Below are 19,166 nucleotides of genomic sequence, written 5' to 3' on the forward strand. Positions count from 1 at the left end.
GGGTCCGCAAAACGAGTCCGATTCGGAGCCCCTTAAGGTTCTTCCTTAAAGAGGTTCGTGAGCCGGCGTCGTCTCCGCGCCGGCGCCGGCGGGCGGCGCAGCCCGGTCGCGATCGCGAGGACGACCATCACGCTCGCCAAGACGATGAGCACCCGCAGATCGACGGAGTGCTCCTCGGCCACCGGCGCCGTGATCGCCGCGGTCCGGTATTCCGGCGTAGGCGCAGGCCGAGTGGTGAGCGCGGCGAGCGGATCGAGTGAATCGGTCGTGGACTGCGCGCTGGCGAAGAGGTGTTCGCGCAGCTCAGCGGCGGAATACTCGGGGTAGCGTTCGCGCAGAAGCGCCGCCGTGCCCGCGACCACTGGGGCGGCGAAGCTGGTGCCGTGAAACTCTTGGTTCTCCCCATTGGGTGGGGTGATGGCGGAGACCCAGCCGTCGCTATCCGGGGCTAAAGCCACTGGCACGTGACCGGGAGCGCTCAGGCGTGGCTGATCCGGGGGGGAGGGTGAGCGAATACTCCGCGGCCTCGGCGGAGCCTTGGGTGGCTTGGACCCCGATGACGGTGGGGGCATGCGTCGGATAGACGGTGGCGTGGTCGTGGCAGTCGGTGGTCCGGTTGCCGGCCGCGGCGACGATGACCGCGTTGTCCTCTTCGGCACGCCGGAGCGCCTCGTTGAGCTCGTGGTCGTCGACTTCGGCGTCGGTGCAGGCCACGACGGAGACGTTGATGATGTCGGCGCCTTCGTCGAGAGCTAAGTGAATCGCCGCAGTCAGCGAGGCCAGGGTGCCCTCGCCCTCATCGCCGTGGCCGGCGGGCATGCGGGCGTAGGCGGTGGTCTGCCGGATCGGCACGATGCGTGCGTCCGGGGCGATTCCGGAGGTCTGCGTCGCGATGATGCCGGCGACGGCGGTGCCGTGACCGTCGCAGTCGTGGTGCGGGTCGGAAACGGCGGCGTTCGTGACGTCGTGGCCGGGCTCTAAGTGGAGAAGCTCCGGGTGGGGATGGATTCCGGTATCGATCACCGCGACGGTGACCCCGGCGCCGGTGGCGAAATCATGAAGCTTCGGCTCCGCGACAGGTCGAGGCGGCAGCTCAGGCGGAGGGGCGGGCACGCCGCGGACGCACTCTTCGGCCGTGGCCAAAGGCGCAGCGACCAGGGCTGCTAACGGGAGAAGGCAGGCGAGTAAGCGTCTCATCCCAACCCCCTGATGAGGGCAAAGAGTCCTCCGACCCACCCCGCCAGCGGTAGCACGGCGATAACTGCGACGAACTCGGCGCGCTCCAACCAGGCGGCGGTGGTCGGGGCCATGGTGCGTATGTGGTCGGCCCAGCGCCCGGCCGTGACAGCGACGAGGGCGACCATCCCGACAATCACCGCCGCGAGATCAGACGCCGCCGCCTCGGCGGCCGCCAGCAGCGCGCCGAGTCCCACAGCGCTCAACGCCCAGGCGGGCACGAGGCGGCGGTGACGCGCGGCGTGCAGGATCGTCGCACCCGCGATGGCCAGGGACAACAAAAGCGGTGCCCAGCCGTCGAGGCTCGCGAGATATCCCAGGGCCACAAGCATCCCCGCGGCCGTGCCGATGCTCATGCCATCGTGGATGCGCCCGGCGCGCCGGGCGCGTTCGTCGGTATCAGGAGGGTTGCCATCGGCGACGGCCAAGTCCTGGCCGGCGGTGGGCAGGCGCGGTACCTCCAGCCCGGCCAGGGTGGTCACCAGCCCCGGGGTGCACGTCACCAGCGCCACTCCGGCGACCAGCGCGCTGGCCGCGGCGGCCTCGAAAGACAGAAGAGCGCCGATAGAAGCGGCATAAGCGATCGCCGAGGCCGCACCGATGCCGCCGGCCGTACGCGTGCCGACGGCACCCACCAGTCCCAACACCGCCAGTGTCACCAGCGCCGCCGAGGCGGCGGTGATGAGTGCCCAGGTGGGGGCGTCGATAAGCGAGCCTCCCGTGACCAGCCGGGCGCAGGCGTAGGCGACCAGCGCCGCGATGGGCAGGGCGAGAAGGGGGTGTTGGCGGGCGCTCATGACCGCGAGTACGGCACCGGCGAGCAGCGCCCATTCGAGCTCGACGTAGCTGTTCAGCAGGGTGATCGCCATGAAAGCGCCGGTGATGACGGCGGCGGTGAGACCGCCGACGGCGCCGCGGCCCGAGGAATGGGCGACGAGTGCTTCGGCGGAGTCGCGGACGATGGGGGCGTCGACAGGCTCGGCCGGCGTGAGCACGAGCACGTGGCCGTGATGTAAGCCCGTTTCCGCCAGCGGCGAGGACATGTCGAGCGCCTTGCCCCCGACGGTCGAGGCGCGCCAGGGCCGGGTGATCTGTGGTGCTTCGGCGAGCTCGAGGACTTCGGGAAGGACCTCGGCGATCGCCGAGGACGTCGGTAGCGTCAGGTCGATCTCGCGGTGGAATCCGCCGACGTGCAGGCGGGTGGTCAGGCGCAGTGAATGCGCAGGCATGTCAGTACTCCCCCGAAATATGTGCGTGTGAATCCGGCAGGCCCCCCACCTGCCGATGGTGTTCATCATGGCGGAAGGCGGCAGTCCTGTCCACCGGTACACTGTGATCTACGTCATGGAGGGGGAAGGGTGGAGCGGACCCCCGGGGCGTCCCTGCTGCTTGGCTCAGGGGCCTTCAATTTCGCCTCCGGGTGCTACACGATTACTCTCGGGCAGTCGCTGTTCGAAGCCACGGGGTCTGTCGCGGCGTTTCTAGCCGCCTGCCTGCTGATCAACGCGATGCTGAGCCGGGTGGAGAGGGCAGGAAAGGCCGGCTAGAAAAACAGCGCTGCCAACAGTGGCATCATCGCCTAGAATCGCGGGCGTGTCCACGGATTCGGGGGAATCGGTGGCGAAGTGACACACCTTCGGGGGAAGGATGCGCACGTGAGCGTGCTTGTTGAGCAGTCCGATTACATCGTGGAGACCCCAGCTCCTGGGCAGCGGGAGCCGGCTCCACCGTAACCTTCCGGCACCATCACCGTCGACGCGGTGCCGGCCGCGCAGCGGCCGAAGCCGATGCCGATCATCCGGATCCTCATGCCGGTGATCATGGTCGCGGCGATGGTGGCCATGGTTGCCGTCATGTTCGCCGGCGGGCGCGCGGCCAGCCCGATGATGCTGGTCCTGCCGCTCATGATGGGCGTGTCCATGCTCATGATGTTCTCCCCGCCGCAGAGCGAGGGGGATGTCGACGAAACGCGCCGCACCTACCTACGTCACCTGCAGATCGTGCGCGAGAAGGCGCTCTCGGCGGCCGCGCGGCAGCGTTCGCACGAGCTGCACCGCCACCCGTCGCCCGACGAGCTGTTGTCGCGCGTCGGCACCGCCCGCATGTGGGAGCGCGCCGGGGAGGACGACGATGTCCTCGAGGTCCGCCTCGGCACCGGCGCCGCCTCCTTGAGCACCTCCCTGGAGGTCAAGGACTCCGGGGCGGCGGAGGATCTCGAGCCGGTGTGCGCGGTGAGCCTACGCCGCACCCTCGCGGCGGTCTCGACGGTGGCGGATATGCCCGTGGTGGTTCAGCTGCGCGCGTTTCGCTTCCTCTCCCTCAACGGCCCGCAGGCACCGGCGCTCACCCGCGCGCTCATCGCCCAGCTGACCACGGCACACGGCCCGGACACGCTCGGCATCGAGTTAGTCGGCGGGGGTTTCGACGAGCTGAAGTGGTACCCACACGCCCACCAGCCGACAAAGGCGCGGCATCGGGTGCTCATCGTCTCGGAGACGATGACGAACGGCACGGAGGCATTTATCGACGACGAGGCCTACACCTGCCTCATCGAGGTCGACACCCGCTCGGCGGCCAGTGCGTTGCGCTACCGCGCGGAGGCCGAGGGCATCGCGTTGCGCGTCGGCGAGCATCTCGCGGTGACCACGGCGACCGGCTCGGAGGATCTAGGCTCGCCCGACGCACTGAGCTCGGCAGCTGCGGCGCAGCACGCGCGGGCGATGACCGCTTATCGACGCTCCGAGCACGCCTCCGGCCGCAGCAGCAACGAACTGCTGGCCCTCGTCGGGCTAGGGGGAGTGGAATCCTTAGACCCCGCACGGCTGTGGCCGCAGCGTACGCATGCGTCCACGCGCCTGGTCACCCCGATCGGCGTGACGGAGACCGGCGCCCCGTTGAAGCTCGACATGAAGGAATCCGCCCAAGGCGGCATGGGCCCGCACGGCCTGTGCATCGGGGCGACTGGCTCCGGAAAATCCGAGCTCTTGCGCACCCTCGTCGCCGGCCTGTCGCTCACCCACGATCCGAGTGAGCTGAACCTCGTGCTCGTCGACTTCAAGGGGGGTGCGACGTTTTTGGGTTGTGAAAAGCTCCCGCACACCTCCGCGGTGATCACGAACCTGGAAGACGAGGCCGTACTCGTCGAGCGCATGTATGACGCGCTGTCCGGAGAGCTCAACCGTCGCCAGGAGGTGCTGCGCCGGGCCGGGAACTTCGCCAACATCACCGACTACGCCCAGGCGCGCCGCAGCACGCGCCCGGATCTCGAGGCGCTGCCCGCCCTGGTCATCGTGGTCGACGAGTTCTCCGAGCTTTTAGGCCAGCACCCGGATTTCGCCGACCTCTTCGTCGCCATCGGTCGCCTCGGACGCTCGCTGGGAGTACACCTCCTTTTGGCCTCCCAGCGCCTCGAGGAAGGCAAGCTCCGCGGCCTGGATTCGCACCTGTCCTATCGCATCGGGCTGAAGACCTTCTCCGCCGGCGAATCCCGCCAGGTCTTAGGCGTTGCCGACGCCCACGAACTGCCCGCCCGGCCCGGTGCCGGTTTCTTGCGTACCGACGCCCAGCGCCTCGTGCGCTTCCAGGCTGCCTACGTCTCTGGGCCCGCCCGCCGCCACATCCGCCGTAGCCCTGTTCAACCTGAGACGAGCGTACGACGCTTCACCGGCGTCGAACCGGCAGCGGAGCCCGATATCACCGAGACGATCGAGGAGGATCACACGCTTCTCGACGCCGTCGTCACCGCCGCCCAAGGCGCCGCCGAGATCCGCGGGCTGTCCGCGCACCGGATCTGGCTCGATCCGCTGCCGGAGATGCTCGAGCTTTCCGCCGTGGCGGAGGAAGAACCGGCGTTGCAGCCGGTCATCGGCATTATCGATCGCCCGTATCGCCAGCGCCAGGACCCGCTGCGCATTGACCTGAAGGCCGGCGGCGGGCACGTCGCTGTCTGCGGTGGTCCGCAAAGCGGCAAATCCGGTGCGTTGCGCACGCTCGTTGCCTCCGCGGCCGTCACGGCCGATACCTCCACCGCGCGCTTCTACATCATCGACTTCGGCAGCGCACTGGCGCACCTCGCCCGCCTCCCGCACGTCGCCGGCTACGCCGATCGCAGCAATGAAGAGCGCATTCGGCGGATCGTGGATGAGGTGGGCGCACTCGTCGATAAGCCAGAAAAGCGCCACACCTTCTTAGTCATCGACGGCTGGCACGCGATCGCGACCACGGGAGGCGAGCTCGACGACCTCGTCGATCCCGTCACCCGGCTCGCCGCCGACGGCCCGGCCGCGCGCGTGCACCTCATCTTATCGACGCCGCGCTGGTCGACCATCCGCCCGGCCCTGCGCGATCTGATCACCCACCGCATCGAGCTGCGACTCGTCGAACCCCTCGACTCCGTTATCGACCGCAAGGCCCAAAAACGCCTGCCCACCCACCCTGGGCGCGGTCTTGCGCCGGATGGATCCCAGATGCTCATCGCGCACACCGCCGCCCAAGACATCGAACACATCCGCGCCACCACCGCCGGAGAGCCCGTGCCCGCGCTCAAGGAACTGCCCGCCCAGCTGCAGCTTTCCGAACTCGATACCAGCGTCCCCGTGGCCTTCGGCCGCGGCGGCCCGGCGCTGGAGACGCTGTCCTGGCGTGACGACGATGGCCACCTCGTCATCACCGGCCAGGCAGGTGCCGGCAAATCCACGGCGCTGGCCACGATCATGCACGGCATCGTGGGCCTGGGCCCTAAGCGCGCCCGCCTCGTGGTCATCGACCCGCGCCGGGCTCACCTCGGGCGCATTGATGAGGCCATGCTCGCCGCCTACGCCGCCTCGTCGACCGCGGTGGGGCAGGTGGTGCGCGATACCGTCGCCACGCTGAGCGCGCGCCTTCCCGACCAGGACATTTCGGTGGCCGAGCTGAAGGAACGCTCCTGGTGGTCGGGCCCGGAGATCTACGTGGTCATCGACGATCTCGACCTCGTTGCCGACAACGATATCCACGCGCTGCTCGAGCTCATCCCGCACGCCCGCGATATCGGGCTGCACCTGGTTATTGCGCGGCGCTCCGGTGGGATTGGACGGGCGTTGTTCTCCGGGCTGCTCGCCGCGGTGCGTAAGGAACAACACGCCGCGATCGTGCTTTCGGCCGACCGCGACGACGGCACGCTCTTCGGCGTTAACCCCACCACCCAGCCGCCGGGGCGAGGGACGTATGTGGCGCGCGGTGGTGTCGTCGGCACCTGTCAGATCGCGAGGAAGGACACGCCATGACGAATCTCGCCGCCCCACGCACCGGCAACCCGACGCTCGGGGTGACGGTCTTCGACTCCGCGACGGTTTTCGACGGCCTGCGCCCCTCCGACGTCGTCTACCGCTACGACCTGCCCGCCCGCGGCATCACGGAGGGCTGGGCGGCGAACGCGGTCGTCGATCAGGTGCGCACGCTCGCCGGCGAGGTCTGGCCGGAGGTCGCAGTAACCATCGATGCTGACGACGAGATCGCCGAGACCTTGCACCGGCTCTTCGCCACCGCCGGCGTGGCGGTGGAGGAACCCGGCATAGCGGACGCCGCGCCCGAGGGGCCCGATACCGGCGAGTTTGCGGAGGTGTCGGCTGGTGCTGCGGGCAAACACCGCCTGGCCAGCGACGATCCCTCCCGGCTGATGACGCTGGTGGCGATCGCTGTCGCGGTGTTCATCTTGGTCGGGGGAGTGGTGTGGTTTGGGCTGCGCGCGGTTGCCGGCGCCGGTTCGGAGGTGGTAGAAGAACCCCCGGCTGTGCAGGTAGAACCGGAGGAGTCTGTATCGCCAGAGCCGGAGCCGGAGAGGCCGGCGAGTGTCGTGCTGGAAGCCGGCGAGATCTCCGTCGAGCTGCCCGAGGGATTCGCTATAGAAGAAGACGGCGATGTACTGCGCGCAACCGGCCCCGATCCGGAGCTGCGCATCCTGATAGCCACCGATCCGCTGCACGGCATCAGCCAGGAGGCCCTGTATGCGGAGCTGGAACGCCAGGTCGGCATGGACGACGAGCTCGCCGAATTCCACCGCGAAGGCGAGCGCGCGGCTTATGTCGAATACCCCGAGGATGGCTCCCAGGTGCGCTGGACTAGCTGGACCGAAGGCACTGAGCAGGTCTCCGTCGGCTGCCACACGCGTGCCGAAGCCTCGGTAGCACAACACGCCGCGTGCACGATGGCGGTGGATTCTTTAACAATCGCAGATTCCGGGGTACGTGCCGGGAACCAGTTGACCTAAAGCCCAGTCATATATCGGTGCGGAAGGAAAGAGAAGAAGAACTCCTTTCGCTACTGCCCGCCACTCACACAGGAAGGGACCATCGCGAAGATGAGCCAGATGTTTCGTACCGAATCCGAGGTCATGGTTGCCACTGCCGGCAACGTGGACGGCGTGAACTCGAACGTCCAGGCCGAACTCAACCGCCTGCGCGGCGTCGTCGACGGCCTGCGCGGGGCCTGGGCCGGCAACGCCCAGGTCAGCTTCGACAACCTGATGGAGCGCTACAACACCGCCGCCCACCAGCTGCAGGAGGCGCTGGCGTCGATCTCCGACAACCTGCGCTCCAACGCCCACAACTTCTCGGACGTTGAGGCCACTAACGCCCAGGCGTTCAACGCCGTGGCCACCCCGGGCCTGAACCTCTAGTAGGAACCACGCAAGGAGAGGAACTATCCATGAGCCAGATCAAGTACCAGTTCGGTGAGATCGAGGCCGGCTCGGCCGACATCCAGAACACCTCCGCCCGCATCGCCGGCGAGCTCGACGACCTCAAGCGTCAGCTCCAGCCCATGATCGAGGCCTGGGAGGGTGACTCGGCTGCCGCCTACCAGGCCGCCCAGGCCCAGTGGGATGCTGCCGCCGCCGAACTCAACACCATCTTGTCCACCATTTCCACCACTCTCGCCGAGGGCAACGCCAACATGAGCGACATCAACCGTCGCGCCGCCGCCTCCTGGCAGTAACCACCGCACACCCAGCGCCGCGGGCTCATCCCGGCCTCGGGGGCAGATGCTTGAGCACGCCCGCGCGCTGTCACGGTAGGGATGTCTGCGTCGGAAGCATTTGGGGGAATGCTTCTGACACAGATCTGTTGGGACCAGTGACGCCTACACCTCGCCCGGGAGTCGTCTTTAAGACGGCCCCGGGCGTTTTGGTGTCCTAACAGCAGGTGTCCTAAAATCAACGTTTCGAGTTACGTCTACGCGTCACCAGCGGGTCTCCACCGGCCGCCGCGGGTGCATCGGGGGCTTCAGCACAGTGGTGCCGAAGTCGACGGAGCGTGACCAGTTGGCCGGCACACCTCTAGACAGACTTTTAAAGGAGTCATGCATGTCTACTTACCACCCGAAGAGCGGTGACATTACCCGTAAATGGTACGTCATCGACGCTACCGACGTGGTGCTCGGCAAGCTTGCTTCCACCGCCGCTGACCTGCTGCGCGGTAAGCACAAGCCGATCTTCGCACCGAACGTCGACACCGGCGACCACGTCATCGTGATCAACGCCGACAAGGTCCACATCTCCTCCAACAAGCGCGAGCGCGAGAACCGCTACCGTCACTCCGGCTACCCGGGTGGTCTGAAGACCATGACCCTGGGTCAGGCTCTCGACCGCAACCCGGCGCGACTGATCGAGGAATCCGTGCGTGGCATGATGCCGCACAACAAGCTTTCCCGCACGTCCATCAAGAAGCTGCACGTCTTCGCCGGCTCCGAGCACCCGTACGCCGGTCAGCAGCCCGAGACCTTCGAGTTCAAGCAGGTGAGCCAGTAATGACTGATCCGAACATCTCCAACGAGCAGGAGCAGGACAACGTCGCCTCCGCTGAGGACATCGCTGCCGTCCAGGCCGCGACCGAGGACTTCAGCTACACCATCGGCGACACCCTCAACACCGAGGCCGAGGACGAGGTCGAAGAGGCCGCCCCGGTTGTTAATGAGGGCCCGATCCAGACCGTCGGCCGCCGTAAGCGCGCCATCGCCCGCGTGCTGCTGAAGCCGGGCACCGGCGAGATCCTCGTCAACGGCCGCACCCTGGACGACTACTTCCCGAACAAGCTGCACCAGCAGGACATCCTTTCCCCGCTGACGCTGCTCGAGCGCGAAGGCCAGTTCGACATCAAGGCCAACATCGGCGGCGGTGGCCCCACCGGCCAGGCCGGTGCCCTGCGCCTGGCTATCGCCCGCGCGCTGAACAAGTACAACCCGGCTGACCGCCCGGCTTTGAAGAAGGCCGGCTACCTCACCCGTGACGCTCGTGCCGTCGAGCGCAAGAAGGCCGGTCTGCACAAGGCCCGCCGCGCACCGCAGTACTCCAAGCGCTAAAGCTTCGGTTCAGCTGCGTTGTCGAGACGCCGTCTGCTCCTGGTTTGGGGCGGGCGGCGTTTTCGTTGTTTATTCGTTGTTTATGGGGTGTGGTCTGTGCGCGAGGTTGAAATGAGTCGACCCCGCGAGCTGAAACAGCCCCGGACTTACTATGCCGTGGCATAGTGTGGAGTGGGTTTTACGCACGTGCGTAAAACAGAGTCGGAATCCCTCAGGCGTTCGCCCTAACAAGGCCGCCGCAGTGACCCCGCGAGCTGAAACAGCCCCAGACTTACTATGCCGCGGCATAGTGCGAAGCGGTCTTTACGCACGTGCGTAATCGGAAATCGATGGGTCCCGGGGGAATTGATAGGTGCGCGAGGCCATACTGTCGGAGTCGTCTTCGGTAACCCCGGACTTACTATGCCGTGGCATAGTGTGGAGTGGGTTTTACGCACGTGCGTAAAACAGAGTCGGAATCCCTCAGGCGTTCGCCCTAACAAGGCCGCCGCAGTGACCCCGCGAGCTGAAACAGCCCCAGACTTACTATGCCGCGGCATAGTGCGAAGCGGTCTTTACGCACGTGCGTAATCGGGAATCAATGGATCCGGGGAGACTCATAGGTACACGAGACCACACCGTCGGAGTCGCCTTGGGCTCTTAGCATTGACCGTGCACAGTGTTTGACTTATAAAAGGTCATAATTGTGTGCGCGTATCACCTCGATGCCCCGGGCTAGGGAAATCTATGTCCTGGCTGCCGGTCACACTTCAACGGTATGGATTAAGAGTCTCGATGCCTAGCTGGGTCAAGCCCCTGGTAGTGGTGTAACTGGTTTTTGATCCTTCGTTGGTGGTCAGGCGGGTAGTTGCATCAGTGGGTCGGTGTTTACCTCCGTCTGCGAGCTGGTGTCGGTGGTCAGGGCGAGTCGGCATCGGCTCAGGACTTCGAGGCCGAGGCAGCGACGTCCTTCGGCCCATTCGTCGGTCTGCTCGGCCAGGACGGCGCCGATGAGGCGGACGATGGCATCCCGGTTGGAGAAGATCCCTACAACGTCGGTGCGGCGGCGGATCTCGCGGTTGAGCCGCTCGGTGGGGTTGTTGGACCAGATCTTCCGCCACACGTCGTCGGGGAACGTGGTGAAGGCGAGCAGGTCCTCTCGAGCGTCACCGAGGTGGTCGGCGACCTCGGGCAGCCGGTGCTCGGTGTAGTCCAATAGTCGGTCGAACTGGGCGTTGACGGCGTCTGCGGTGGGCTGGTCATAGACGCTGTGCAGCATGGCCTTCACGGCCGGCCACATGGACTTCGGGCACACCGCCATGAGGTTCGCCGCGTAGTGGGTGCGGCAGCGCTGCCAGGCGGCTCCGGGCAGATTCGCCGAGATCGCATCCACGAGGCCGGCGTGCGCATCAGAGGTCACCAGCCGCATGCCGCCCAGGCCGCGGGCGACCAGGTCGGCGAAGAAGGTGTTCCACGAGGCCTTGGTCTCACTGGTCGCCACTTGCATGCCCAGCACCTCGCGGTGCCCGTCGCCGTTGACCCCGGTGGCCAGCAGCACCGAGGCCTTGACGACCTGCTTGTTTTCCCGAACCTTGATCGTCAACGCATCGGCGGTGACGAAAGTCAACGGCCCTGCCTCATCCAGGCGCCGGTGCCGGAACGCGGCGACCTGCTCATCCAGGTCGGTGGCCATGCGGGAGACCTGCGACTTCGACAGTGAGTCGATGCCCAGGGTCTTGACCAGCTTGTCCATGCGGCGGGTGGACACTCCGGCCAGATAGCAATCCGCCACGACGGTGATCAGCGCGGACTCAGCACGCTTGCGGCGCTCGAGCAGCCACTCGGGAAAGTAGGACCCCGACCGCAGCTTGGGCACCGCCACGTCGACGGTGCCAACCCGCGTATCGAGCGGGCGGTGGCGGTAGCCGTTTCGGTAGTTGGTGCGCTCGGCAGAGCGGGCGTTCCACTCCGCCCCGCAGACGGCGTCGGCATCGGCGGACAGCAAGGCGTTGATCATGGTCTGCAGCAGCTCGCGCATCAGATCCGGCGACGCCTCGGCGAGGGCTTGGCCAAGAAGGCCGGCAGGGTCGACGATATGAGGTGCGGTCATCGTGATGACTCCATTCGAGGATTCGGTAAGAGGTTGACTCGAAGGATCACACGGTGGCCGCTCTACATCCGTGCACAACACGAATCTGCAGACGATCTCGGCCACCGAGTTACACCACCTTAAGGGGCATTACTCCTAGCTGAGACAGGAAGAAAACCCTCTGCCTTCCCCTCGCTGGTTGGATCGTGGGCGTGGTCACGATGGTGATCGTTAAGGAGGGCGCCATCGTCGACGCGCTGACCTCCTTCCCGGTCATCCTGATTTCGGCGATGTGTTATGCCGGTGTGCTTGGAGCCTTAAGGAGTCAGTCCCCTTCCAACTAGGGAATCGACCCGCCGTCCCCGCAGTACATGTGTGCTGCGGGGATGTTTTCTTCGCATCTGACGGTTAAGCGCCGGCTACTCGCGTGCCCGCCGGCTGTGTATCGTGAGGTGCGCTGGCTCAAAGACGCCCGGGTGACGGGGCAGTCCACGGCCAGCTTCGATCGTTTCACCCGAGCCGGTGCTCGCAACACATAGAGGCGTAAACCTGGAAGCCATGAACAAGTCAGCGCTTGCTTGCCTGGCAGCGGGCACGCTCATCTTCTCCGCCTTGTTGGTGTGGCTGGATCCTGCGCAAGCCGGTGAGCTTTTCGCCCGGCTTCTGCCGATCTTCGGATTCGTCATCGGGATGTCGGTCGTAGTCAATCTCGCCTCCGATTTCGGTGCCTTCGAGGAAGTCACCCGCTGGATCGAACACCGCGCTCCGCGATCGACGGAGGCGCGGAAGGCTGTCATCTGGGTAGGAATCCTGGTGCTCGCGGTGCTCGTGACGGTCTTCTTTTCGCTGGATACCACCGCTATCTTGATCACTCCGCTGGCGATCGTGCTGGCCCGAAGAAACGGGCTTTCGGTGATGGCCACCGCGATCTCGGTGGTGTGGATCGCAAACATCGGATCCCTCGTGCTGCCGGTGTCCAACCTGACGAACCTCCTTGCCGTCGGGGGCGGCTACTTCTCTTCCCCCGCGGGGTATCAGCACTATGTGTTTTTGCCGGCGATCGCTGCGCTGGCGGTGGTGGGTGCAGCCTCATGGCTGGTGCAACTGCGCGCGGCAACCGGCCACGCGGTTACGGCCCCGCATCCTCGGGCGCAGAAAGATCCGCTCCTAGTACTCGCCCTCGTGGTGATCGGCTGCCTTCTGCCCGCGCTCGTCTCGCCGATTCCTTATTGGGTATCGAGCACATTCGCCGCCGGCATCCTGCTCTGCGCGGCGTGGTGGCAACGTCGAGAAAGCATCAGCCTGGATCTGGTGCCATGGTCGGCGCTGGTGTTGGCCACCGGCTTTTCAGTATTGGCGACGCTGATCAACATCTTGGGCGGTGCCGCCGTGGTCCAAGATCTACTCGGTGGGGCAGGCGATACCCCGGGTGGGTTGTATGCGGTGGCCGGCGCCGGGGTGGTAGCGAGCAACGTCATCAACAACATTCCGGCGTATCTGATGTTAGAGCCGGCGGTGACAATCCCGGCCGGGGTGACAGCCTTGCTGATTGGGGTCAACGCTGGCCCATTGATTACTCCGTGGGCGTCGCTGGCCACGCTGTTGTGGCACGACCAGCTGAAACGAGTAGGCGTTCAGTTCGGGTGGAAGCGCTTCATCTTCGCCGGGCTGGCGATCGTGCCGATAGCGGTCGGGATTCCCACCGCGGTCCTTATCGCGCAGGTCGGTTAGAACGCCTCCGGCTGAACGCCGGGATCCGGGCCCGCCTGGCCTCATGCAGCGCTAGCACCTCTCAAAGTGAGTAGCACACACCAGCCCGTAACCACCCCGCACAACGCCTAACGCTTCACCAACTCGTCCGGATCGACCTCTTGCGGTCCGGTATCGGGTTCGCGCTCGCCGCGCTCGACGGCCTCGGCGTGCTCGACCTGTTCGGCGGTCGGCTCGTGGTTGCCCATGCCGACCTGGAGGTCTTCGTCGGGAATCGCGGTGATCTGCCCGCGGGATAGCGACTTGCGGTAGGAGAGGATCTCGCGGCGCAGCACGTTGGACAGGAAGTAGATGCCCAAGAGGTTCGGGATCGCCATGAGGAAGAAGGAGGCGTCGGCGAAAGTGATCGCCGCATCCAGCGAGGCAGAGGCGCCGATGATGGGGCCGATGACCCAGATGACCTTGACGGTCCAGCGCACGCCGTCGCTGTGGCCGAAGATGTAGGTGGCTGCCTGCTCGAAGTAGTAGGAGTAGGCGAGGACCGTCGAGAAGCCGAACAGTGCGACACAGACCGTGAGCAGGTACGGGAACCAACCGGCGACCGTGCCGAAGGCGGAGGCGGTCAGCGCCACGCCTTCGACGTCTTCGCCGGCGCCCTCGTAGACGCCGGTGACCACGATGGCGGTGGCGGTGAGCATGCAGACGATGACCGAGTCGAAGAACGGTCCCCACATCGCGGTGAAGCCCTCGGTCGCGGGCCGGCGGGTCTTGGAGGCCGAGTGCGCGAAGCCGGCGGTACCCACACCGGCCGCGTTGGAAAACAGCGCACGCTGGATGCCGACGACCGCGACACCGATGACGCCGCCGGTCACGCCTTCCGGAGTGATCATGCCCGTGACCATGGAGGCCAGTGCCGCCGGGACGTCGTTGATGTTGACGATGCTCACCGCGGTCACGGAGATCATGTAGATCGCGGCCATGGCCGGGGTGATGCGGCCGGTCCACTTGCCGATCGACTTCACACCCCCGATGATCACGATGCCCACCAGGGTGGCGATGACGATGCCGATCACCCAGTTGTTCTGCTGCAAGAACTCGGAGCCGGAAGACTCGGAGACGATCTCGGCGACCTGGTTGGACTGGAAGAGGTCCGCGCCGTAGAGGCCGAGCAAAGTGAACAGGGCGTAGAGCCACGCGAGCACGCTGCCGGTTTTGACCCAACCGACCTTGCGGAGACCGTCACGCAGGTAGTACATGGGCCCGCCGGCGATGGTGCCGTCGTCACGCACCTTGCGGAACATGACGCCGAGGGTGGCCTCTGACATCTTCACGCTCATGCCGATGAGGCCGAAGACGACGATCCAGAGCGCGGCGCCGGGCCCACCGACGGAGATCGCCACCGCCACGCCCGCGATGTTGCCGAGGCCGATCGTGCCCGAAAGCTCGGGGGCCAGCGCCTGGAAGGTGGAGATTTCGCCGGGGTCGGTCTTGCGGTTGAACTTGCCTCGGATGACGTTGAAGGAGTGCTTGATACCGGTAATCGGCTGGAAGCCCAGCCAGACGGTGAGGAAGATCGCCGCGGCCATCAGCCAGATGACGATCAAGGGGATACCGCCGGCGATCGGCAGCTCGAAGAAGACAATAGCGTCCAGAATGTCGGCTACGGGGCCGAGCCCAGACTCGATTAACTGATCAATCTGATCCATAGAGACTTCCGGTCGTGCGAGATTTAGGACACAGTACCCGTAGTTAATATGAAAGTTGCACTAATGGCTACCGGAAAAGGTATATCAACCACACGTGGGGGATGTAGCCGGGCGGGCAGGCATAATATTTCTTATGACTCGACTCTTCGGAACCGACGGCGTTCGCGGACTCGCGAACGAAAAGCTCACCGCGTCCCTCGCCCTGCGCCTTGGGGCGGCGGCGGCAGTGGTGCTGACCAAGGACCGCCGCTCTCACAAACGCCGCCCGACCGCGATCATCGGCCGAGACCCGCGCGTCTCCGGCGAGATGCTCGCCGCCGCCCTGTCCGCAGGCTTGGCCTCGCGGGGTGTCGACGTTTTACGCGTCGGCGTCCTACCCACCCCCGGCGTTGCCTTCCTCACGGATGATTATGGCGCTGATTTGGGGGTGATGATCTCCGCGTCGCACAACCCGATGCCCGATAACGGCATCAAGTTCTTCTCGGCCGGCGGGCACAAGCTTCCCGACGACGTCGAAAACGAGATCGAGGAGACTATGCAGGATCTCCAGGAGCAGGGCCCCACCGGCACGAGCATCGGCCGCATCATCGAAGAAGCCCCGGACGCCCGCTCGCGCTACCTCAGCCACCTCGCCGACGCGATGCAGACCGACCTCAGCGGCATCCACGTGGTCGTCGACACCGCCAACGGTGCCGCCAGCGCCGTCGCACCCTTGGCGTACGAGGCAGCGGGCGCGCAGGTCACGCCGATCCACAACCGTCCGGATTCCTACAACATCAACGACAACTGCGGCTCCACCCACATCGAGCAGATCCAGCAGGCCGTCGTCGAATACGGCGCGGACCTGGGGCTCGCCCACGATGGCGACGCCGATCGCTGCCTGGCGGTCGACGCGGAGGGCAACGTTGTCGACGGCGATCAGATCATGGCGATCCTCGCCGTCGCGCTCAACGAGGACAACGATTTGCGCCACAGCACCCTCGTGGCGACGGTGATGTCGAACCTCGGCTTGCGGCTCGCCATGGAGCGCGAGGGCATTAAGGTCATCGACACCAAGGTGGGCGACCGCTACGTCTTGGAAGAACTCAACCGCGGCGGCTACGACTTAGGCGGCGAGCAGTCCGGCCACGTCGTGTTCTCCGAGTACGCCACCACCGGCGACGGCACCCTCACGGGTCTGCACCTGATGAAGCGCATGGCCACCACGGGCAAGTCGCTGGCCGAGCTTGCCGACGTCATGACCGTCTTACCCCAGGTCCTCATCAACGTGCCGGTCTCCGATAAGTCGATCATCTTGAGCAACGACGACGTGATCTCCTGCCGTGCCGCCGCCGAAGAGGAGCTCGGGGATGCCGGCCGGGTGCTTTTGCGCCCGTCGGGAACCGAGGAGATCTTCCGCGTCATGGTCGAAGCCGCCGACGAGGAACAGGCCCGCAAGGTCGCCGGGCGCATCGCGGCCGTGGCCGCCGCGGTGTAAGCGCTTGGCCCGGGCTTAGCCCGGGCGGCGCGGCGTTACGCGTCGATCCTTTCGTATAAATCGACGAACTCTACGGCCAGGTCCTTGATCACCTGCGCGGTCATGAGGTGGTCCTCGCCATGGATGAGCAGGAGGGATAGCTCCGTCGAGCCGCCACGAACCTCTTGCGTGAGAAGGGCCTTCTGGAATGCGTGAGCCTCGATGAAAGACTTGTCAGCCTCGGCGAGAGACGCACGGGCGGCCTCGAAGTCTCCCGCCTTGGCCTCACGGATGGCGTTCATGGCATGGCTGCGTGCCGTTCCGCCATGGAGGATCAGGCCCATGGCCGATTCCGAGTTAGCCGGCTCGGCCATTTACTTGCCTTCCTTCACAGTGACGGCATAGTCGAGCGCGCCCTCGCCGTTCATGGTGCCGTACATCATCATCGGGATGACGCCCACCGGGATGCTGACCTTGGACTGAAACTCGTTCTCCATGTAGGCGACCTGGGGCCCGAGGAGGAGAACGTCGTAGTCGCCGGTGGATTCCAGTGCCTCCGCGGTCGAGACCGCGTCGATGAAGACCTCAATCCCGCGCTGGGAGGCCGCCTCCTTCATCTTCTGCACCATCATGCTGGTTGACATGCCGGACACACAGGCGAGAAGAATGCTGATCTTCTGCATCGTATAGTTCCTTTCTTTCACTATCGTCGAACTGAACGTGCCATGTGGGAAACCGTGTGCCTTACGCCGCGAATAGCGTCGCTCAGCGTGTTGATATTCACCCCGGGGGCCACGCCGCCGTAGCCGGCGTCACCGATGTGTTGAATGTCGGCATCACAGATCTTGTTGGTCAAGGCAATGCGCGAATGACCTGCGGGTCGGAGCCCTCCTGACTGGTGCCGATCGCCGTCATGACCAGCGCACCTGCGCCATGAGCCACGTCCACAATGGAGGTCAGCTCCTCCGCCGTGAAACCAGGCACGGTGCCCACGGCCGGCGCCAGGATGATGTCTGCTCCCGCGTCGATGAACTGCCGGACGGAGTCTTTGTCGATGATGGGCTCGTTGACTCCGGCCGCGTGCATCTTGCCCGCGATGATGAAGCCGTCGAAGCCGGCCTTCACGGTGGAAATCGCTGCGGCGATGTGAGCGTTGGTCACCCCGGTACCCGGGTTGCCGGTGAGGCACACGAAGTCAAACCCGAGGGAGGATAAGGCGGCGACGGATTCAGCGTTCACGGTACGGCCGCGTGCGACGTCAAGGCGCTCATCCATCATGTCGACGTCCGGATCGACCGGCTCGAGGTTGACCCCAATCGGGAGTCCAGTGAGCTCGTGCAAGCGCTCCACGAGCTTCTCCGGCTCGCAGTCCAGGCCGGAAACGACAGGGTTGAATACGTCCACCAAGTTCAAAAGGATGAGGTTCGCGCCAAAGGCCCGGGCAATCTCCGCGTTCGTGATGTCCTCGATGAAGGCCTGACGCGGGGCGACGTTTTCGCTGAGGATCACGCGTCCCTCGGAGGCGCGAATGGCTTCGATGAGCTCGGCAGTGCTGGCGTTGAGGATTTCCGAGGCGTTGGCACTAATAAGTCGGCGCACAGTTTTATGCCCTTTCCGCATCGGTGGCAGCGTCAGGCGCTTCCTCGGTCTTCCACTTGCGCTCCTGGGTGAAGATGAAGGGAAGGTAGAGGCAAACGTCAATGATCACCAGGACGAGCTGAAGTATTGAGCCCATGATGCTGCCAGTGGCGAGCACACCGGAGATGATCGGCGGCGTGGTCCAGCCCGGGGTGACGTAGGTCAGGGGCACGATGCCCACCTTCATGCACACGTACGTAATGAGCATGTTGATGATCGGTGCGGCGACGAAGGGAACGATGAGCAGGGGGTTTAACACAACCGGCACGCCGAACATCATCGGCTCGTTAATGTTGAACCAGCCGGGGAGCATGACCAGCGGGCCGAGGGTCTTGGATCGCTGGGAAGCCTTGCGCTTGCGGGACATGACGAACAACGCAATACCTAGGCCGAGGGCAGCGCCGGAACCGCCGAGATAGACGAAGTTTTCCGTGAAGGAAAGAGTGAAGATGTTCGGCAGCTCTTGGCCCGCCTCGTAGGTTGCGCGGTTCTCGTCGAGGTTAGCGATCCACACGGGCTTCATGATCCCGTCGACAACGCTGCCTCCGTGGATTCCGAGGAACCAGAACGCGCAGTTCAAGAGGATGAGGATGAAGATGCCGAAGACGTTGGAGCCGAGCAGACCAAGAGGCCCGGCGACGACAGCCTGAATGATGGAGTGAATGTCAGGCAAGCTGAGGGCGTCGAGCAGCGCGTAGACGATGAGCCAGGCCACGACGAGGACCGCGCCCGGGACGATAGCGCTCAGGCTCTTGGCGACGGCCGGGGGCACGCCCTCAGGCATCCGCAGCTGAATGTTGTGATTGATAAACCACTGGTAGACCCAGCCGTTGATGAGGCCGAGAACGATAGCCACGAACAGCCCCTGCGATGCCATGTAGGAGGCCGAAAGAGCTGTTCACCCCCTTCCACAGGTAGGCGGACACGCCTATTTCGGTCAGGTAGTCCTCCCAGCCGGGGAATGAGGAATGAGCCGATGATGAGGAGTGGCATTGCGTAGATGACACCGTCACGCACG

16 protein-coding genes and 2 pseudogenes are annotated in these 19,166 nt (G+C 65.2%); 9 read left to right on the forward strand and 9 right to left on the reverse strand.

Features of this window, described 5'->3' with window-relative positions; genetic code table 11:
- Nucleotides 1–32: 32 nt before the first annotated feature.
- From C3B44_RS02070 to eccD, 3 genes are all read right to left on the reverse strand, one after another.
- A complete protein-coding gene (locus tag C3B44_RS02070; RefSeq protein WP_158268610.1) occupies nucleotides 33–458 on the reverse strand; it encodes a S8 family serine peptidase in 426 nt (141 codons plus the stop codon).
- Complete coding sequence (locus tag C3B44_RS02075) at nucleotides 439–1,113, reverse strand: S8 family serine peptidase (RefSeq protein WP_158268611.1); 675 nt, start codon at nucleotides 1,111–1,113, stop codon at nucleotides 439–441. The genes C3B44_RS02070 and C3B44_RS02075 overlap by 20 nt, the downstream gene beginning before the upstream one ends.
- 80 nt (nucleotides 1,114–1,193) lie before the next feature.
- A complete protein-coding gene (gene eccD / locus C3B44_RS02080) occupies nucleotides 1,194–2,465 on the reverse strand; it encodes a type VII secretion integral membrane protein EccD (RefSeq protein WP_158268612.1) in 1,272 nt (423 codons plus the stop codon).
- A 531-nt stretch (nucleotides 2,466–2,996) separates the two neighbouring features.
- Between eccD and eccCa the strand changes: the two genes are divergently transcribed.
- The 6 genes from eccCa to rpsI all read left to right on the forward strand — a co-directional run bounded on the left by eccCa (nucleotide 2,997) and on the right by rpsI (nucleotide 9,570).
- Nucleotides 2,997–6,500, forward strand: coding sequence for a type VII secretion protein EccCa (eccCa, locus tag C3B44_RS02090; RefSeq protein ID WP_235840348.1), 3,504 nt, complete (start codon nucleotides 2,997–2,999; stop codon nucleotides 6,498–6,500).
- On the forward strand, nucleotides 6,497–7,483 hold the full coding sequence (locus C3B44_RS02095; protein ID WP_108430906.1) for a type VII secretion-associated protein: 987 nt from the start codon (nucleotides 6,497–6,499) through the stop codon (nucleotides 7,481–7,483). Before eccCa ends, C3B44_RS02095 begins: the two co-directional genes overlap by 4 nt.
- A gap of 90 nt (nucleotides 7,484–7,573) precedes the next feature.
- Nucleotides 7,574–7,891, forward strand: coding sequence for a WXG100 family type VII secretion target (locus C3B44_RS02100; protein WP_108430907.1), 318 nt, complete (start codon nucleotides 7,574–7,576; stop codon nucleotides 7,889–7,891).
- A gap of 29 nt (nucleotides 7,892–7,920) precedes the next feature.
- Nucleotides 7,921–8,208 carry a WXG100 family type VII secretion target gene (locus C3B44_RS02105; protein WP_108430908.1) on the forward strand — a complete coding sequence of 96 codons (288 nt, stop codon included), beginning with the start codon at nucleotides 7,921–7,923 and terminating at the stop codon, nucleotides 8,206–8,208.
- A gap of 367 nt (nucleotides 8,209–8,575) precedes the next feature.
- On the forward strand, nucleotides 8,576–9,019 hold the full coding sequence (gene rplM, locus C3B44_RS02110) for a 50S ribosomal protein L13 (RefSeq protein ID WP_108430909.1): 444 nt from the start codon (nucleotides 8,576–8,578) through the stop codon (nucleotides 9,017–9,019).
- Entirely contained in the window at nucleotides 9,019–9,570 is a 552-nt protein-coding gene (gene rpsI, locus C3B44_RS02115; RefSeq protein WP_108430910.1) for a 30S ribosomal protein S9, read from the forward strand. Before rplM ends, rpsI begins: the two co-directional genes overlap by 1 nt.
- An 835-nt stretch (nucleotides 9,571–10,405) precedes the next feature.
- On the opposite strand, the gene C3B44_RS02120 is transcribed toward rpsI, so the two are convergent.
- A complete protein-coding gene (locus C3B44_RS02120) occupies nucleotides 10,406–11,659 on the reverse strand; it encodes an IS256 family transposase (protein ID WP_108430911.1) in 1,254 nt (417 codons plus the stop codon).
- Between the two features lie 200 nt (nucleotides 11,660–11,859).
- Between C3B44_RS02120 and C3B44_RS12050 the strand changes: the two genes are divergently transcribed.
- Both C3B44_RS12050 and C3B44_RS02125 read left to right on the forward strand, forming a co-directional pair.
- Nucleotides 11,860–11,982 carry a hypothetical protein gene (locus C3B44_RS12050; RefSeq protein ID WP_278320637.1) on the forward strand — a complete coding sequence of 41 codons (123 nt, stop codon included), beginning with the start codon at nucleotides 11,860–11,862 and terminating at the stop codon, nucleotides 11,980–11,982.
- Between the two features lie 214 nt (nucleotides 11,983–12,196).
- Nucleotides 12,197–13,369, forward strand: a complete 1,173-nt coding sequence (locus C3B44_RS02125) for an ArsB/NhaD family transporter (protein ID WP_108430912.1) — start codon at nucleotides 12,197–12,199, stop codon at nucleotides 13,367–13,369.
- Between the two features lie 107 nt (nucleotides 13,370–13,476).
- Here the strand turns inward: C3B44_RS02125 and C3B44_RS02130 are convergent, their stop codons facing one another.
- The gene (locus C3B44_RS02130) at nucleotides 13,477–15,054 is read right to left on the reverse strand and encodes an alanine/glycine:cation symporter family protein (RefSeq protein ID WP_108430913.1); all 1,578 of its coding nucleotides are present in this window, start codon (nucleotides 15,052–15,054) and stop codon (nucleotides 13,477–13,479) included.
- 133 nt (nucleotides 15,055–15,187) lie between these two features.
- Between C3B44_RS02130 and glmM the strand changes: the two genes are divergently transcribed.
- Entirely contained in the window at nucleotides 15,188–16,531 is a 1,344-nt protein-coding gene (glmM, locus tag C3B44_RS02135) for a phosphoglucosamine mutase (protein WP_108430914.1), read from the forward strand.
- A 35-nt stretch (nucleotides 16,532–16,566) separates the two neighbouring features.
- On the opposite strand, the gene C3B44_RS02140 is transcribed toward glmM, so the two are convergent.
- The 4 genes and pseudogenes from C3B44_RS02140 to C3B44_RS02155 form a co-directional block, all read right to left on the reverse strand.
- Nucleotides 16,567–16,884, reverse strand: a complete 318-nt coding sequence (locus C3B44_RS02140; RefSeq protein ID WP_108430915.1) for a PTS lactose/cellobiose transporter subunit IIA — start codon at nucleotides 16,882–16,884, stop codon at nucleotides 16,567–16,569.
- Nucleotides 16,885–17,193 (reverse strand): PTS sugar transporter subunit IIB, encoded by a 309-nt coding sequence (locus C3B44_RS02145; protein ID WP_108430916.1) that lies wholly within the window; start codon nucleotides 17,191–17,193, stop codon nucleotides 16,885–16,887. It abuts the gene before it with no gap.
- A 20-nt stretch (nucleotides 17,194–17,213) separates the two neighbouring features.
- Nucleotides 17,214–18,130: pseudogene (locus C3B44_RS02150) on the reverse strand (DUF7916 family protein).
- Nucleotides 18,114–19,028, reverse strand: a pseudogene (locus tag C3B44_RS02155) (PTS sugar transporter subunit IIC); the annotation flags it as partial. The pseudogenes C3B44_RS02155 and C3B44_RS02150, both read right to left, overlap by 17 nt.
- Nucleotides 19,029–19,166 lie beyond the last annotated feature (138 nt).

The organism is Corynebacterium yudongzhengii, from assembly GCF_003065405.1.
Taxonomy (GTDB): Bacteria; Actinomycetota; Actinomycetes; order Mycobacteriales; family Mycobacteriaceae; genus Corynebacterium; species Corynebacterium yudongzhengii.